Annotated in this window: 19 protein-coding genes; 7 read left to right on the top strand and 12 right to left on the bottom strand. The window is 65.7% G+C overall.

The annotated features are described in order from the left end of the window. The 12 genes from fabZ to D2N39_RS13340 form a co-directional block, all read right to left on the bottom strand. A complete protein-coding gene (fabZ, locus tag D2N39_RS13390) occupies positions 1–465 on the bottom strand; it encodes a 3-hydroxyacyl-ACP dehydratase FabZ (protein ID WP_119135288.1) in 465 nt (154 codons plus the stop codon). A 43-nt stretch (positions 466–508) separates the two neighbouring features. Beyond that, positions 509–1,132: an OmpH family outer membrane protein gene (locus tag D2N39_RS13385; protein WP_119135287.1), complete on the bottom strand. Its 624-nt coding sequence runs from the start codon at positions 1,130–1,132 to the stop codon at positions 509–511. A 2-nt stretch (positions 1,133–1,134) separates the two neighbouring features. After that, positions 1,135–3,516 (bottom strand): outer membrane protein assembly factor BamA, encoded by a 2,382-nt coding sequence (gene bamA / locus D2N39_RS13380; RefSeq protein WP_119135286.1) that lies wholly within the window; start codon positions 3,514–3,516, stop codon positions 1,135–1,137. 158 nt (positions 3,517–3,674) lie between these two features. Next, positions 3,675–3,815, bottom strand: a complete 141-nt coding sequence (locus D2N39_RS23120) for a hypothetical protein (RefSeq protein ID WP_199725249.1) — start codon at positions 3,813–3,815, stop codon at positions 3,675–3,677. Positions 3,816–3,890: 75 nt separating this feature from the next. Continuing rightward, positions 3,891–5,228, bottom strand: coding sequence for an RIP metalloprotease RseP (gene rseP, locus D2N39_RS13375; RefSeq protein WP_119135285.1), 1,338 nt, complete (start codon positions 5,226–5,228; stop codon positions 3,891–3,893). Positions 5,229–5,264: 36 nt separating this feature from the next. Further along, on the bottom strand, positions 5,265–6,455 hold the full coding sequence (dxr, locus tag D2N39_RS13370; RefSeq protein ID WP_119135284.1) for a 1-deoxy-D-xylulose-5-phosphate reductoisomerase: 1,191 nt from the start codon (positions 6,453–6,455) through the stop codon (positions 5,265–5,267). 1 nt (position 6,456) lies between these two features. After that, entirely contained in the window at positions 6,457–7,119 is a 663-nt protein-coding gene (locus tag D2N39_RS13365; RefSeq protein WP_119135283.1) for a phosphatidate cytidylyltransferase, read from the bottom strand. Continuing rightward, positions 7,116–7,793 (bottom strand): polyprenyl diphosphate synthase, encoded by a 678-nt coding sequence (gene uppS, locus D2N39_RS13360; protein ID WP_119135411.1) that lies wholly within the window; start codon positions 7,791–7,793, stop codon positions 7,116–7,118. Before uppS ends, D2N39_RS13365 begins: the two co-directional genes overlap by 4 nt. 90 nt (positions 7,794–7,883) lie before the next feature. Further along, complete coding sequence (frr, locus tag D2N39_RS13355; RefSeq protein WP_054304443.1) at positions 7,884–8,450, bottom strand: ribosome recycling factor; 567 nt, start codon at positions 8,448–8,450, stop codon at positions 7,884–7,886. Between the two features lie 125 nt (positions 8,451–8,575). After that, positions 8,576–9,310: a UMP kinase gene (pyrH, locus tag D2N39_RS13350; protein WP_054304444.1), complete on the bottom strand. Its 735-nt coding sequence runs from the start codon at positions 9,308–9,310 to the stop codon at positions 8,576–8,578. A gap of 132 nt (positions 9,311–9,442) precedes the next feature. Beyond that, positions 9,443–9,706 carry a hypothetical protein gene (locus D2N39_RS13345; RefSeq protein WP_119135282.1) on the bottom strand — a complete coding sequence of 88 codons (264 nt, stop codon included), beginning with the start codon at positions 9,704–9,706 and terminating at the stop codon, positions 9,443–9,445. After that, positions 9,696–12,491 carry a [protein-PII] uridylyltransferase family protein gene (locus D2N39_RS13340; protein WP_119135281.1) on the bottom strand — a complete coding sequence of 932 codons (2,796 nt, stop codon included), beginning with the start codon at positions 12,489–12,491 and terminating at the stop codon, positions 9,696–9,698. The genes D2N39_RS13345 and D2N39_RS13340 overlap by 11 nt, the downstream gene beginning before the upstream one ends. Positions 12,492–12,610: 119 nt before the next feature. Here D2N39_RS13340 and D2N39_RS13335 point away from each other — a divergent pair, with 119 nt between their 5' ends. The 7 genes from D2N39_RS13335 to D2N39_RS13305 all read left to right on the top strand — a co-directional run bounded on the left by D2N39_RS13335 (position 12,611) and on the right by D2N39_RS13305 (position 16,526). Then, positions 12,611–13,081: a YbaK/EbsC family protein gene (locus D2N39_RS13335; protein WP_119135280.1), complete on the top strand. Its 471-nt coding sequence runs from the start codon at positions 12,611–12,613 to the stop codon at positions 13,079–13,081. 51 nt (positions 13,082–13,132) lie between these two features. Continuing rightward, entirely contained in the window at positions 13,133–13,693 is a 561-nt protein-coding gene (locus D2N39_RS13330; protein WP_119135279.1) for a TetR/AcrR family transcriptional regulator, read from the top strand. Then, positions 13,690–14,031: a DMT family transporter gene (locus D2N39_RS13325; RefSeq protein WP_119135278.1), complete on the top strand. Its 342-nt coding sequence runs from the start codon at positions 13,690–13,692 to the stop codon at positions 14,029–14,031. Before D2N39_RS13330 ends, D2N39_RS13325 begins: the two co-directional genes overlap by 4 nt. Positions 14,032–14,168: 137 nt before the next feature. After that, positions 14,169–14,633, top strand: a complete 465-nt coding sequence (locus D2N39_RS13320) for a DUF2852 domain-containing protein (protein WP_119135410.1) — start codon at positions 14,169–14,171, stop codon at positions 14,631–14,633. Between the two features lie 68 nt (positions 14,634–14,701). Further along, the gene (locus D2N39_RS13315; RefSeq protein ID WP_119135277.1) at positions 14,702–15,151 is read left to right on the top strand and encodes an RDD family protein; all 450 of its coding nucleotides are present in this window, start codon (positions 14,702–14,704) and stop codon (positions 15,149–15,151) included. Between the two features lie 143 nt (positions 15,152–15,294). Further along, positions 15,295–16,131: an arginyltransferase gene (locus D2N39_RS13310; RefSeq protein ID WP_119135276.1), complete on the top strand. Its 837-nt coding sequence runs from the start codon at positions 15,295–15,297 to the stop codon at positions 16,129–16,131. Beyond that, positions 16,128–16,526 (top strand): VOC family protein, encoded by a 399-nt coding sequence (locus tag D2N39_RS13305; RefSeq protein WP_119135275.1) that lies wholly within the window; start codon positions 16,128–16,130, stop codon positions 16,524–16,526. Before D2N39_RS13310 ends, D2N39_RS13305 begins: the two co-directional genes overlap by 4 nt. Positions 16,527–16,825 lie beyond the last annotated feature (299 nt).

Below are 16,825 nucleotides of genomic sequence, written 5' to 3'. Positions count from 1 at the left end.
TCAGGCCTTCGGCACGTCGAACATGGCCATGAACTCGGCCTCGCAGGCCAGTTCGTCGCCGACCATCGCCCGGCCCTCGAATTTCCAGACCCGGCCGCCGCCGCGCACCGCCTTCACATGCAGTTCCAGCACGTCGCCGGGGCCAACCTTGCGGCGAAACTTCACCTTGTCGACGCCCATGAAGAACACCTTGGCATTCTTGTCGACCAGATCCATCGACAGACCGACGAGAATGCCCGAAGTCTGCGCCATCGCCTCGATGATCAGCACGCCCGGAAACACCGGCATCTCCGGGAAATGCCCGGTGAATTGCGGCTCGTTCATCGTGACATTCTTGATGCCGACGCAGCTTTCGTTGACATAGATGTCGCGCACCTTGTCCACCAGCAGGAACGGATAGCGGTGCGGCAGGATACGCTGGATCAGCGCAATATCGGCGGTCTGCGGCGCGGTCTCGGCGGTCATCAATCACTCCTCTCTGCGGCCGCCGTTCGGGCGGCGGCACATGTCATTGCTCGGGCTGTCCCGGAGCGGCGGGCGCCTCGGGGGCCGGGCTCTCCGCCGGGGCCTCGGTGGCAGAGCCATCCCCCAGCGCACTGTCAATCCGCGCCACCGCGCGGTCGGTCACATCGATCGCCTCAAGCGAGATGATGATATCGGATTTGTCCATCAAGGCCACCGCGCCGATCTCTGCCATCAGCCGCGCCAGCACCGGATAGGCGGTCTGGAAGAACCGCTGCCGGTCTTCCTCGGCCTGACGTGCCACCGCGCGGCCCTTGGCCTCCTGCGCCGTGCGAATCCCTTCGACCTTGCTGTCGAAGGCATCGGCCAGCTTGCGGAAATCGGCAGGCGTCATGGTCGGACGGCGCAGGGTCAGCGCGCGCTCCTCTTCCTCCAGCCCCGCCTCGATGCGCTGGTTTTCGGACTGAAGCGACTGGCGCGCGGCCTCGATGCGGGCCTGAACCGCCTTGCCGTAAAGCGTGCGGGCAAAAAGCTGATCCTGCTGGACCACCGCAATCTGGCTGCGGAAAGCTGGACCTTCCGGCGTGTCCTGCGCAAGCAGGGGCACCGCCACAGCGGGCGACAGGCCCACAATCAGCGCAGAAAGCGCCTGTCGCAGGCCCCGCTGCATGGTCAGAACTTCGTCGAGATCGTCAGGTCGAAGACCTGTTCCTTGTCGTAGCTCTGCTTCGACACGGCCTTGGCGAAGTTGAAGCGCAGCGGCCCGATCGGCGTGTTCCAGAACAACGACACCCCGATGGCCGAGCGCAGATGGAACCCGTCATCCACCGTGCCACTTGCCCCGGCCACATCGTCGAGGCTCCAGACCGAACCGAAATCGGCGAACAGGCCGCCGCTGATTCCGTATTCTTCCGGCAGGCCCAGCGGGAAATCGGCCTCGAACCGCGCCACGGCAAACAGGTTGCCCCCCAGCGCATCGTCAGTCGCAAGGTCACGCGGACCCAGACCGCCCCGTTCAAAGCCACGGATCTTGCCGCCACCGAAGTAACGGTCCGTCACCCGGCTGTCGCCGTCGATCATATGCAGCGCACCGCCCTCAAAGATGGCACGCAGGGTGACTTCCTCGTTCCAGACCTTCTGCTCTGCCACGGCCAGCGCACTGGCGGTCACGCTTTTCACGTCACCGCCCAGACCCGCGTAATCCAGCCCGAAGCGCAGCAACACGCCACCATTCGGGTTCAGGCCGCCGACGCGGCTGTCATAGCTGTAGCTCAGCCCGACCCCAGAGGACATCAGGTTGCCCCGTGCGGCATCGCGCTGGATGATCGGCGTGGTGGCCACGACGGTTTCGTCCACATCCGGGGTCGCCGGATCGTCAGCCACCGCCTGCCGCAGGTCCAGCAGCTTGGAATTCTTCAGCGTATAGCGCAGCTCCAGCCGTCCAAGCTCGCTGATCGGGAACTCGATGGCCGGGGAAATCCCGATCAGGCGCGTGTCGTAGGTTGCGTCCTGATTGTCCGTCTCGTTGTAGAAGGCGTTGAACTTCAGCTTCAGATCGCGGCCCAGGAAAGCCGGTTCCACGAAAGTAATGGAGCTGTTGGCGTTGTCGGTGCCAGTGCTGAGGTTCAGGCCCAGAGTCTGCCCGCGACCCAGAAAGTTGTTCTCGGTCAGACCGATGCTGAAACCCACGCCGGTCTGCACCCCGTAGGACACGCCGAAGGACAGAGAGCCGGTGGGCTGTTCTTCCACATCGACGTTCACCACGACCTGATCGGCCGCCGAACCGGGCTCGGCATTCACCTTGGCATCGGCAAAATAGCCAAGTGCACGGATACGCTCGGCCGATTGACGGATTTCGCGCGGATTGAAGGGGTCACCTTCGACCGTGCGGAACTGCCGGCGCACCACCTGGTCCAGTGTCGTCGTATTGCCCTCGATGTCGATGCGTTCGACGAACACCTTTTGACCGCGGACCAGCGTAAAGGCGATGTCCAGCGTGCCATCCCGGTCGTTGCGGGTGATGCGCGGCTCGATGGTGACGAAATTCAGCCCCTGCTTCAGCGCAAGGTTTTCCAGACGGGCGATATTGGTATCGACCACGCCGGGCGAATAGACCGAGCCGGATTTCACTTTCAGCGCGGCGTCATAGGGCGCCGCATCCAGCCCCTCGATCTCGCTGACCGTGGTGATCTTGCCGAACTTGAACTGCTGGCCCTCGCGCACCGAGAAAGTGACGAACACGCCATCGCGTTCGCGCGCCACCTCGGCCGATGCATCCAGCACCTCGAAATCGACGAACCCCCGCGACAGGTAGAAATCGCGCAGCAACTGCTTGTCCACGTCCAGCCGTTCCGGCTGTAGCGAATCGCGGCGGATGAAGGTGCGCAGCAGCCCCGCCTGTTTGGTTTCCAGCACCTGACGCAGGCGGCGGTCGCTATAGGCGCGGTTGCCGACAAAGGCCAGACGCTCGATCTCGACCGATTTGCCCTCGGTGATCTCGAACACCAGATCGACGCGATTGTCGGAGCGGCGGATGATCTTGGGTGTCACGGTCGCGGCCAGACGGCCCTGAACCTCGTAGCCTTCCGCGATCGAGGCGGCATCGGCTTCGGCCAGCGCGGGCGAATAGGCACGGCGGGCCTTGGATTGCACCGCCTCGGATAGCACCTCGTCCTTCAGGCGCTTGTTGCCTTCAAAGGAAATGGCGTTGATCATCGGGTATTCCTTGACCCGGATCACCAGCCGCGAGCCTTGCGGCGCGACAGAAACTTCCTCGAACAGGCCGGAATTTTGCAGACCCTGATAGGCATCATTCAACTGGGCTGCGGTCACCGGCCCGCGGCCGATTCCGGCCAGTTTCAGGATGGTAGTATTATCGACGCGCTGGTTCCCCTCGATCACCACCTGCGACAGGCTGACGCCCTGTGCAAAGGCGGGCGTCAAAACCGGCTGCGAAGCAATTGCGCCAACAAGGAAAACCGATACGGCGACACTGCGCATCAGAACAGACTTGCCCCGGTTCCGGGCTTTCGTTGCGCGCTGTGCCTGATCCATGTCCGGTCCCACACCTGAATGAAATTCCTGGACCTGACTAGCGGGATTGACGGGACTTGTCAAAAGACTCGGCGCTAACTCTAGGGGTAATCTGCCGGGTGGGCACCAGCCCTGTCGCACCGCCCCCTGTCGCACCCGCCATGGGCGCGACCGCGATGTCAGAAGGCAGGCAGAAGCTGGGTGCCCAGAAAGGCCCCCGCCAGAAGGCCCACCAGAATGGTTCCCAGCGTGAAGAGCCAGTCCCAGTTGAGACCGACAAGATAGGACAAGCCGCGATAGCCGTTCATGACAGTTTGCATGTCACACCTCACTTCAACACGAGGATGTGATAGCAAGGCATTGTGGCATGATTTGGGCAGGTCGCGGCCCGGAAATCAGCGACAAAGCAGATCGTTGGTCAGCCCGAAGACCATGGTGCCCAGCACGACGATCAGCCCCAGCGACATCAGGCGCTGCAACACCGCATCCGGCGGCGGACGACGCATGATGGCTTCCCACGCGTGAAACACCAGATGGCCGCCATCCAGAACCGGCACCGGCAGCAGGTTCATCAACCCCACCGCCGCCGAGAGCAGCGCCACCAGCCAGATGAAACTGTCGATTCCCTGCGAAGCGGCGGAGCCCGTCGCCTCGGCAATCCCCAGCGGGCCTTGCAGGTTGCACGAGGAAATCGCGCCGGTCACCATATGCCACAGACCCGAAAGGCTGGTGCGGGCGACAAAGCCCACCTGCTGCACCCCCATCCACAGCCCTTCCGTCACGCCGGGGGTGCGGGTTTCCGGTGCGAAGACCAGCCCGCCGTTCAGCCCGATCAGCCAGCGCGTCTCGAACCCGCCCTCGCGCAACGGCAGATCCACCCGGCGCGGCGTCAGCGACAGATCCAGGAGATCGCTGCCGCGTTGCACGGTCAGCACCATCGTCTGCCCGTCTGACGCCCCGACCATTTCGCGCATCTGACCGAAGCTTTGAACCGGCGTTCCGTCGATGGCGCGCACCAGATCGCCGGGCAGAATGCCGCTTTCTGCTGCCGCCGAGTTCGGCTGCACGCCATCCACCAGCGCGGGATAGGGATAGGGGCCCGTCAGATCCTGTTCCGCCCCGTCGCGCAGGATGCGGTAATCGGCATTGGGCGCAGGCGGCAGGGCATTGCCCTGTGTCATGAAGTCTTCCAGCGTCGTAACCGGCGTGCCTTCCAGCGCGACGATGCGGTCGCCCGGCAGAAGCGGCTGGCCATCATAGGGGAAACTTTTCGCCTCGCCGACCACCGGCGCATCGGTTGCGATCCCGCTGACCCAGAAGAACCCCGCGAACACCAGCGCCGAGAAAATGAAGTTGAACACCGGCCCCGCCGCCACGGTGGCGGCCCGCGCCCAAAGCGGTGCGCCGTGCATGGTATGGCGCCGCTCCGCAGGTGACAGCCTGCCGATCGCCTCTCCATCCTTGCCCGAAGCCGCATCGGCATCACCGAGGAATTTCACATAGCCGCCGAAGGGCAGCGCCGCCAGTTGCCAGCGCGTGCCGCGACGATCCACCCGGCTCAGCAGCACCGGACCGAAACCAAGGCTGAACACCTCGGCATGGATGCCCGACCAGCGGCCGACGATGTAATGGCCATATTCATGCACCGCCACAATGATCGACAACGCCAGCACGAAGGCCAGCACCGTCAGGGCCAGATTTCCGAAACCGGGAATCAGTGCAAGAATGTCCAAACCTTCGTCCTTTCCTTCAGTCGTCCGGCGCCGGAATCAGCCCGCGCGGCGGGCCGCGACGGCCGTCGCGATGCCAGTCGCAAGCGCACGGGCACGGGCATCCGCCGCCAGAACCTCCTGAAGGCTCTTCGGGGCATTTCCAAGGCCGGTCTCGCGCGAAAGCGCGGCAAGCGTGTCTTCCACGATTCCCGCCATATCGGCAAACCCCACCTCACCGCCAATGAAATGGTCGAGAGCGATCTCTTTCGCGGCATTGAACGTCGCGCCCGCCTGCCCGCGCACCGCCATTACCTCGCGCGCAAGCCGCAGCGCCGGATAGCGCGCCTCGTCCGGCGCGCGGAAACTAAGCCGGCCGAGGGCTGCGAAATCCAGCCGCGCCACCGGCAGTTCGCCACGCTCGGGCCAGTTCAGCGCGTAACCGATGGCATGGCGCATGTCAGCCACGCCCAGATGCGCCATGATGGCACCGTCGCGGTAGCCCACCATGGAATGAATGATGCTTTCGGGGTGGATGATGACCTCGATCTGTTCCGGCGCAACACCGAAATATTCACGGGTCTCGATCACCTCCAGCGCCTTGTTGAACATCGAGGCGCTGTCGATGGTGATGCGCGGCCCCATTGACCAGTTGGGATGCGCCAGCGCCTCGGCCACTGTGGCTTTCGCAAGCTTGTCCAGCGGCCAGTCGCGCAGCGCGCCCCCCGAGGCAGTCAGCACGATGCGTTCCACCGCCGCCATGTCCTCGCCCACCAGCGCCTGAAAGATGGCGCTGTGCTCGCTGTCCACCGGCAGGATACGCGCACCATGACGCGCCGCCTCGGCCATCAGCAGCGGCCCGGCGGTGACAAGGCTTTCCTTGTTCGCAAGCGCCAGCGTCGTGCCATGGCGCAGCGCCCGGAAGCCCGGCGCCAGCCCTGCCGCACCGACGATGGCCGACATCACCCAGTCCGCCGGGCGGTCTGCGGCTTCCAGCAGCGCCTCAGGCCCCGCTGCCGCGGTAATGCCACTGCCGTCCAGCGCCGCGCGCAAGGCGGGCAGGCAATCGTCATGCGCGGTGACCGCCACCTCGGCCCGCAGCGTGCGCGCCATCTCCGCCAACCGCGAGACATTGCGCCCGCCAGTCAGTGCGACGGTATGAAAGGCTTCGGCCCCGCCCGCCCGCATCATCAGATCGAAGGTGGACTCACCGATCGAGCCGGTCGCGCCGAAAACCGAAACGCGCCGCATGTCAGTGCCCCGCACCGAAAAGGAAAAGCCCTGCCGCACCGACGACAATCGCCGCGAAGATCAGCGCATCGAACCGATCCAGCACACCGCCATGGCCGGGGATGAGGTGAGAGCTGTCCTTGACACCCGCCCGCCGCTTGATCGCGCTTTCCGCGATGTCGCCCATCTGCCCGGCGAAGGCCACAACCGGCGACAGCAGAACAAGGCCACTGCCCGTCCCCCGGTCCAGTGCGGCAAAAATTGCACCGACCAGCGCCGCGCCGATCCAGCCCGCGACGGTGCCGCTCCATGTCTTTTTCGGGCTGATGCGTGGCCAGAACTTCGGCCCGCCCAAAGCACGGCCCGCGAAATAGCCCATCACATCGGACGCGATAACCACCGCCAGCAGCCAGCAGATCAGCAGAAAGCCATTCGGCAGGCCGCGCAACCAGATCAGCGCCGCGCCAGCCAGCAGGATGACCAGCCCGTAACCAGCCCAAAGTGCGGCATCCCGGCCCTGCCCCAGCGTCATCCGCCACAGCTCCCACTGCATCGCACCGACGGTGGCGAGGACAAGCAGCAGATAGACCGGCCCGCCCAGCCAGATCGCCACGGCGCCCACCGCCAGCATCACCAATGCCGACAGCGTGCGCGCCCGCAGGTCCGACCAGTTCGCCCCGCTCATGCCCCGACGACCCCGCCGAAGCGGCGCTCGCGCACCCCGAAGCGGCCAAGGATGCGCGCCAGTTCCTCGGGCGAAAAATCGGGCCAGAGCGTCTGGGTGAACTCATATTCCGCATAGGCCGCCTGCCAGGGCAGGAAATTCGAGGTCCGCGTCTCGCCGCTGGTGCGGATCACCAGATCGGGGTCGGGCAGATCGGCGGTATCCAGATGCTGCGTCAGATGCGCCTCGGTGATCTGCGCCGGATCGACCAGCCCCGCCGCCACCGCCTTTGCAAGATCGCGGGCGGCACGGGTGATCTCGTCCCGGCCGCCATAATTGATGGCAACCGTCAGGTTCAGCCGGTCATAGACCGCAGTCCGCGCCTCGATCCCCGCCATCAGCTTTTGCAGCTTCGGGTCCAGCCGTGACCGATCGCCGATGAACCGCATGCGCACCGATTCCGCCGCCAGCCGGTCGGCCTCGCGCTCGATATAGCGCGCGAAGATCGACATCAGGCCCAGCACCTCTTCGGTCGAACGCTTCCAGTTCTCGGTGGAAAAGGCGTAGATCGTCAGCCACTTGATGCCCAGATCCGGGGCGCAGCGCACGATTTCCTTCACCCGTTCGGCGCCCTTGCGATGGCCCACCAGACGCGGCCAGCCGCGATTGGTGGCCCAGCGGCCGTTGCCGTCCATGATGATGGCCACATGACGCGGGCCCGAAGCAGATGCGGATGTGTCGCTGGCGGCCAAGAGCAGCCCCTTCGCTGGCGCGGATGCAGGTCGTCAGACCTGCATGATTTCCTGTTGCTTCGACTCGAGCGCCTTGTCCACCTGCGCGATGGCCTTGTCGGTCAGCTCCTGCACCTCGTCGGCATACATCTTCTGGTCATCCTCGGACATGCCCGAGCCCTTGGCCTTCTTGATCTGGTCCATGCCGTCGCGGCGCACGTTGCGGATGGCCACCTTGGCGCTTTCGGCATATTGCGCGGCGACGCGGGTCAGTTCGCGGCGGCGCTCTTCGTTCAGTTCGGGGATCGGCAGGCGGATCAGCGGCCCGTCGGTCACCGGGTTGATGCCCAGACCGGATTCGCGGATCGCCTTTTCCACCTTGTTGATCATGCCCTTGTCCCAGACATTGATCACGACCATGCGCGGCTCGGGCACGTTCACGGTGCCAAGCTGGTTGATCGGCGTCATCTGGCCATAGGCCTCCACCTGGATCGGGTCGAGGATCTGGGCCGAGGCGCGGCCGGTGCGCAGCGAGGCGAATTCCATCTTCAGGGCGGTCATGGCACCGTCCATGCGGCGGCTCAGGTCGTCGAGGTCGATTTCGATTTCGTCGTGCGACATGGGGTCCTCATCTTTCGGCTCGGGCGCCGTTTCGCGCCTCTATAGCAGCAGGCGGCGCCGTTGGATATAGGGGGATGCGCCCCGTCGGGGCGCGATGGGCGACGCCTTGCCGCCCGGAAGCCGGATCAGCCCTGCACCGTCGTATAGGTGCCCTGCCCGGCCAGAATGCCGCGGAAGCCGCCCGGTTCATCCAGCGAGAATACGATGATCGGCAGGTTGTTGTCGCGGGCCAGCGCAATCGCCGAGGCATCCATGACGCCCAGATGTTTCGCCAGGCATTCGTCATAGCTGACATGCTCGTAGCGTTTCGCATCGGCGTGTTTCTTGGGGTCCTTATCGTAAACCCCGTCAACCTTGGTGCCCTTGAAGATCGCCTGACAGGCCATTTCATTGGCGCGCAGCGTGGCAGCCGTGTCAGTGGTGAAATAGGGGTTGCCGGTGCCTGCGGCGAAGATGCAGACCCGCTTCTTTTCAAGGTGCCGCACGGCACGGCGGCGGATATAGGGCTCGCAGACCTGATCCATCGGAATGGCGCTGATGACGCGGGTAAAGACGCCCATTTGCTCCAGCGCCGATTGCATGGCCAGCGCGTTCATCACGGTGGCCAGCATCCCCATGTAATCGGCGGTGGTGCGTTCCATCCCCTGCGCCGAGCCGGCAAGTCCGCGGAAGATATTGCCGCCGCCGATCACCATGCAGACCTCGACCCCCAGATCGCGCACCGATTTCACCTCGGCCGCAATGCGCGCCACGGTCGGCGGATGCAGGCCGAAGCCCTGATCGCCCATCAGCGCCTCCCCCGAGATCTTCAGCATGACGCGGCTGTATTTCACGGGCGGATGGGCGGTGTCGGCGGTCATCGGGTTGATCCCTGTCGTTGTTTCGGGTGGCGGCGAAATTGTCGTGGCGCAAAATGTCGGAAAACGCGGGCAGGTTCAACCGGGCAGAGCCGGGCGAAGCGCCGGGCGACCGCGACAGATCGCCGGAGGCTATCAGCCCGCCATGCGGCCGATGCGGCCGCCACGTCGGCGCGGCGCCTCAGGCGCAGTCCGCGCGGCCTCAAGGATCGCCGTCATCGGATGACCCGCCGCGCCATAGCGCGCCAGCAGCACGGTCAGCGCCTCGGGCGTTTCGGTGCCGGCGCGCAGGCTCAGCGCCCAATCGATGAAGATCGACCGGCATTCGCCATCGGTGATCCCCTCGATGTTATAGCTTTCGCGTATCAGCCCCTTGGGGTCCGCTTCTTCAAGCTGCATCTGTCGTCTCTCCCAGCCGCGCGTCGATCACTGCCGTCGCCGCGGCAACCGCCGCCTCCAGCCGCGCCGACAGATCCGCGCCGTCTGCCGCCCCGGTCTCGCGCACCAGAAAGGCGCGCCCGCCTTCGCCCACGGTGTCGAGGTCCAGCGTCCGGTCGGTCAGAAGCCGCGTTCCCGCCTGCAACCGCCACAGAAGCCTGTAGGCATCCAGCAAGACCTGCTCGTCGGAAACCGACAGGAAACCGCGCTTTACGCCCGCACGCAGTTGCTGTTCCACGCGCCGCGCCGGATCGGCCACGCGCAGGCAGGCGGTCTGGGCCAGCAGTTCGATATCCATCAACCGGCCCGCGCCGTTCTTCGCCTCCCACGAGCCGGAGGGCGGTTTGGCGCTTTGCAGGCGCTTGCGCATCTCGGCCACGTCGGCCAGCACACCGTCGCCGCCCGCCTTGGCCGCCAGCACCTCGCGCCGCACGGCCTCAAGATCGGCGGCGAGGTTCGGATCACCCGCAAGCACCCGCGCGCGGGTCAGGGCCAGATGCTCCCATGTCCAGGCCTCGTCCATCTGGTAGTTGCGGAAACTGGTGAGCGACGTGGCCACCGGCCCCTGCCGCCCCGAGGGGCGCAGCCGCATATCGACTTCGTAAAGCCGCCCTTCCGGCATCTGGGCGGTCAGCGCCGTCACCATGGCCTGCGTCAGCCGCGCAAAGTAGGGCCGGGTTGCCAGCGGCTTCGGCCCCTCGCTGGTCTCGGCCCCCTGCGCATCATAGATGACGATCAGGTCAAGGTCTGACCCCGCATTCAGCCGCCCGGCCCCAAGGCTGCCCATGCCCAGCACTACCGCGCCGCGCCCCGGCGCAGGCCCGTGCTTGCGGGTGAACTCGGCGCTGACCACCGGCCAAATCGCACCGACGATGGCATCCGCCAGATCGGCATAGCTTTTCCCGGCCTCGAAAGCGTCGATCAGCCCGCGCAGATGATGCACGCCGATGCGGAAGTGCCATTCCTTCATCCAGCGCCGTGCGGTATCCAGCTTCGCCTCGTAATCCGCGACCTCGGCCAGCGTTGCGGTCAGGTTGGCGCGCAATTCCGCCGTGCCGGGCCAAGGCGCCCAGAAGCTGCCGCCGATCACAGCATCCAGCACCCCGGCGTTGCGGCTGAGGTAACGCGCCAGCGCGGGCGTCGTGCCCGCAATGTCCACGATCAGATCGACCAGCACCGGATTGGCGTCAAACAGCGCGAAAAGCTGCACCCCTGCGGGCAGCCCCTTCAGGAACCCGTCAAAGGCCAGCAGCGCCTCGTCCGGGTTTGCCGCCTTTTGCAGCGCCCGCAGCAGCGTGGGGCGCAGGCGCTTGAAGATGCGCACCGCGCGTTCCGACCGCAGCGCCGGATAGGCCCGCCAGCCATCGACGATCTCGCGCGCGCTGTCCGAAAGCTCAGGCCCTTCCTCGGCGGCGCCGGGGGCGAAGAAGCCCTCGGTCAGCGCCTCGGTCCGCTCCAGCCGCGCCTTCAGCGCCGCCCGGAAGGCCGCCACATCACCCTCGCCGCAGAAGGCCGCGATGCGCGCGACGCCCTCGGCGCTGTTCGGCATGTCATGGGTCTGGGCATCGGCGACCATCTGCAAGCGGTGCTCGATTTCCCGATGCGCGCGGTAAAGCGCGGTCAGCTCCTCCGTAACCGCGCCCGGCACCCAGCCCGCCGCCGCCAGTGCGGCAAGCCCGCCCACCGTGGTCCGGTCGCGCAAGGACGGGTCGCGCCCCCCTGCGATCAATTGCCGGGTCTGAGTGAAGAACTCGATCTCGCGGATGCCGCCGGGGCCGAGCTTCATGTTATGCCCCTCGATCGAGATGGGGCCGTGAAGCCCGCGATGATCGCGGATGCGCAGCCGCATGTCATGTGCATCCTGAATTGCCGCAAAATCCAGATGCTTGCGCCAGACGAAGGGCACCAAGGCCTTGAGGAACCGCTCCCCCGCCGCCAGATCACCGCCCGCGGGCCGCGCCTTGATATAGGCCGCGCGTTCCCAGGTGCGGCCCTGCGCCTCGTAATAGGCTTCGGCCGCTGCCATCGAAATACAAACCGGCGTCACCGCTGCGTCGGGCCGCAGCCGCAGGTCGGTGCGGAAGACATAGCCCTCGGCCGTGATGTCGGACAGCAGTGCCGCCATTTTGCGGGTCACGCGGATGAAACCCATCCGCGCCTCCTGCCAGTCTTCGCCATAGCGGTCCTGATCGAACAGACACACGAGGTCGATGTCGGACGAGTAATTCAGCTCGCCCGCGCCGCCCTTGCCCATGGCCAGCACCACCATCCCGGCGGCGGTTTCAGCATCCTCGGGACGCTGACCGGGCAGTTTGCCGCGACGGATTTCATCCGCGACCAGCCGCCTGAGGCTGAGGTCCACCGCCCGGTCGGCCAGCGCCGAAAGCGCGCCGGTCACCGTCTCCAGCGGCCAGACGCCGCCCAGATCGGCCAACCCGGTCAGCAGCGCCACCCGCCGCTTGGCCTGCCGCAAGGCGCTGCCCAGACCGTCCAGCGGCACCTCGTCCAGCCCCTCCAGCACTGCCTCGATGGCAGCTTCCGGCGCCCCGGCAAGCGCGGCGCGCAGCCACTCGGCCTCGCGCCCCATCAGCCCTTTCAGATAGGGCGAGCAGCCCGCCGTTCCGGCCAGCAACCCGCGCAGTTCGGGCGCAAGATCGGCGAAATTCGCGGCGGCATCCGCCCCGGCCTCGGGGTCGAAAGCGATGGGAGAGCGGGTCAGGCGGGCGGCGAAATGCGTCTGTGTCATGCCGCGACCATGGCGCCCGGCCACGCCCGCGTCAACGGGCGGAACCGACCCTGCGCCCCCTTGACCCGCCGCGCCGGGAATGGCCGTATTCCGCCCCGTGCCCTGCGAAGGATGTGCCGATGTCGAAAAGCCTTGCCCGTGTCACCGCCGCGCTGGAGGCCGCCGGGGTCGCTGCCCGCCCGGTCGAGATGCCCGCAGAAACCCGCACCGCCGAACAGGCGGCCGCGGCGGCGGGCTGCGCGCTGGACCAGATCGTGAAATCCATCCTGTTCCGGGGCGAAGGTTCGGGGCGGCTTTACCTGTTCCTGACGGCGGGCGGCAACCGGATCGACGCGGTTAAGGCGTCGGCCCTCGCCGGGGAGCCCCTGGGTCGGGCCGATGCGCAGCAAGTGCGCGCGGTGACGGGCTTTGCCATCGGCGGGGTCAGCCCGGTCGGGCATCTGACGCCCAGCCCCGAATTCCTTGATCCACGCCTGATGGATTTCGCGCAGGTCTGGGCGGCGGCGGGCACCCCGCGCCACATCTTCCCCATCGCGCCGGGCGATCTGCTACGCATCACCGGCGCCGATCTGGCCGATTTCACGGCTTGACGAAAACATACCCTTCGGTATCTTTCCGGGAAATTCCCCGGATGCCCCGCCATGTCAGACGCCCATCGCCGCCCGAAAACGCCCGAGGCCACAAGGCAGGCCCTGCTGGACGCAGGCGTGCGGCTGGCGCTGGCCGAGGGGCTAGCGACGCTGGCCCTGCCTGCGGTTTCGGCTGAAGCCGCCGTCACCAAGGGCGCGGTTTTTCACCATTTCGGCAACCGTCAGGGGCTGGTCGAGGCGGTGGCGGCAGAAATCCTTGCCCGGATCGACGCCGAGTTTCAGGCAGCGCTGGGGGCGGGTGCGGGCGGCTTCGGCGCGCTGACCCGCGCCTATCTGCACTGCATCTTCCACCCGGCGAACTCGCACAGCCCCTGGGCCACGCCCTCGCTGCGCAGCCTTGCCGATACGGCACTGGCCGGGCTGTGGCGCGATTGGATTGCCGCGCAAATGGCGGTTCATGCCGACACGGACAGCGACACCGCGCTGGTAGCGGTGCGGCTGGCGGCCGACGGCTACTGGATGTCACGCGTCTTCGGGTCGGTCCCCGTGCCGCCGGGACCGGAGGCGCTGTTTGCCCATCTTCTTGCCCGCACCCGGAAGGACGCGCCATGACCCTGCCCGCCACCTATGCCATCCTCGGCTTTGCCATCGCGCTGGAGGTCATCGGCACCTCGCTTCTGAATGCGACACAGCAATTCACCCGGCCCCTGCCGACCATCATCATGGCGCTGTGCTATGGCGTGTCATTCTATTGCCTGTCACTGGCGGTGCGCGTTCTGCCCGTCGGCATCGTCTATGCGATCTGGAGCGGCATGGGCATCGTGCTGATCGCTGCCGTTTCGGTGGTTTTCCTTCGCCAGAGCCTCGATTTCTGGGCCCTGACCGGGCTCGGACTGATCATCGCCGGGGTCGCGGTCATCAATCTGATGTCGAAAAGCCTGCCGCATTAAGCACTTGGCGACCCAGCCTCCCCTGCGTCAGAGAAAAATGTGAAAATCTTTCACATCAGCCCTTGAAGCGGGGGCATCCCATGCGCATCTCGGATCATGTGAAAGCAATTCACATCCAACGCAACCGGGAGACCGCCATGTCCTACGCCACCTCCACCGCCGTGCCGAGCGGCCCCACCAACATCTTCCGCCGCGCCGAAGGCTGGCTGGACCAGCGCGGCAAGCTCGCCTGGATCGCCGCCATGGTGCTGGGCTTCATCTTCGTCTGGCCCGTGGGCCTCGCGCTGCTGGCCTACATGATCTTCGCCGGCAAGTTCAAATCCTCCAGCTACTCCGACCGAAAGGATGACACCATGTTCTGCCGCCACCGCCGCCATCACCATGACCATGCCGCCTTCCGCAGCTCGGGCAATACCGCCTTCGACGCCTACAAGGCCGAGACGCTGAAACGGCTGGAAACCGAGCAAGAGGCTTTCGAAAGCTTCCTGCAACGCCTGCGCGAAGCCAAGGACAAGCAGGAATTCGACAGCTTCATGGATGAACGCGCCCGCCGTGCCGCCGAACCGAAAGCCGAGGAACCGGCAGCGCCCGGCGCCTATTGATCCACAGGACGGGGGCTTCGGCCCCCGCCCCTTCCCCGAACCGAGGCCCGAACCAAGGACCGACGCCGATGTATGCCAACAGCGAAGATCACTTCCTGCCCGACCCCGAACGCCACGCCGAATTTTATGAGGGCGTGACGATGAAGCGAGGCTTTGCCTGGGTGGTGGATGTGATCCTGACTGCGATCATCACCGCGATGATCGTGCCCTTCACCGCCTTCACGGCGCTGTTCTTCCTGCCGCTGCTGTATCTTTGTGTCAGCTTTGCCTATCGGGTGCTGACGCTGGCCTCGGCTTCGGCCACGCCGGGCATGCGGCTGATGAACATCACCTTCCTGACCCGCAACGGCGAGAAATTCGATTTCGCCCATGCCTTCCTGCATACGCTGGGCTATACGCTGTCCATCGGCACGCTGCTGGTTCAGGTGCTGTCAGTCTTCTTGATGGCGACCTCCTCCCGCGGTCAGGGGCTGAGCGATCATGTGCTGGGCACAGTGGCGATCAACCGCCCGCGCTGATTGGCGCGCATCCCTGACAAAGCCGGGCCTCCGCCCGGCTTTTCCCATGTCGCAATCCGGTCTTGGCGAGCGGGCGCGGGCTTGCTAGGCTTCGGCGCGAGACACCTCTTCCCACCCCGCAACCGGACACCCCACCCGCAAAGATGCGCCACACGGTCCCCATCGCGCCGCAGTTCTATGTGACGGCTCCGCAGGCCTGTCCCTATCTGGACGGGCGGATGGAGCGCAAGCTGTTCACCGCCCTTCAGGGCGAACACGCGCAGCGGCTGAACGATGCGCTGTCCAAGCAGGGGTTCCGGCGCAGCCAGAACGTGCTTTACCGCCCCTCCTGCGCCGAATGTTCGGCCTGCCTCTCGGCCCGGATCCGTGTCGCGGATTTCGAACCGAACCGCACGCAACGCAAGATCCTGCGCCGCAACCTGCATCTGCGCCGCAACGCCACAAGCCCATGGGCGACCGAGGATCAGTTCACGCTGTTCCGCCGTTACCTGGATCATCGCCACGCCGATGGCGGCATGGCCGACATGGACATCTTCGAATTCGCCGCGATGATCGAGGAAACCCCGATCCGGTCGCGTGTCATCGAATATACCCGCCCCGCCGGGGATGGCAGCCGCGCCCGGCCGCTGGCGGCTGTCTGTCTGACCGATGTGTTCGATGACGGGCTGAGCATGGTCTACAGCTTCTACGACCCCGCGCTGACGGCGCAGAGCCTTGGCACCTATCTCATCCTTGACCATATCGAGATCGCACGCGAGGCCGGGTTGCCTTACGTCTACCTTGGCTATTGGGTGCCGGGCAGCCGAAAGATGGGCTACAAGGCCAATTTTGCCGCGCTGGAGCTTTACAAAGCTGGCCAGTGGCAGGACATCGGCAGCCCCGAGGATCACACGGCGGAACTGCACCCGCTGTCCGTCGACCCGATCGCCGAACAGGTGGCGCGCATCGCCCTGCCCGAAGCCCGCCCCCACCACGAATGAGCGCACCGCTTTCGGATGCGCGCATCGCCGCGCTGGCGCTGATCGTGCCGGATTACGCGGCGGGGCTGGAATTCTATGTCCACAGGCTCGGCTTCCGGCTGATCGAGGATGTCGATCAGGGCCGCAAACGCTGGATCACCGTCGCGCCGCCCGGCGGCGGCCCGGTATTGGTGCTGGCCCGCGCCGACACGGAGGAACAGCGCGCCGCGATCGGCAGGCAGGGCGCCGGACGGGTCTGGCTGTTTCTGGAGACTGGCGATTTTGCCCGCGACCACGCCGCCCTTCTGGCCGCAGGCGCCATCTTCGAGGACGCCCCGCGCGCCGAACCTTACGGCACTGTTGCGGTCTGGCGCGATCCTTTCGGCAACCGCTGGGATCTGCTGGAGCGGCGATGAGATCGGCTGCAAAGGCAAGGCCAGCCCGTCGCGGTAAATGGTGCAGGCGCGAACTGTAAAGCGCGACACAGCATGTCCGCCCGGAGCCCATATTGCAATTCTTCTGCAAGGCAGCCAAAGTCGGCTTCAGAGTTGTTATTAAGGAAAATTCATGACTTACGGAGAAGTATTGCCCATATGGTGGAGTATGATTTGGCGAGGAGTTCTGGGTGCAGCGGTAGCTGGTTTTATTGCCGGCTTTATCGTTGGGTTTATCGGGGCAATGCTAGGACAAGCTGACGCTGTAGCTTTCTGGGCAG

The organism is Gemmobacter lutimaris, from assembly GCF_003570715.1.
In the GTDB taxonomy this organism is placed as follows: Bacteria; Pseudomonadota; Alphaproteobacteria; order Rhodobacterales; family Rhodobacteraceae; genus Gemmobacter; species Gemmobacter lutimaris.
This window is presented reverse-complemented; position numbering and strand designations above follow the sequence as displayed.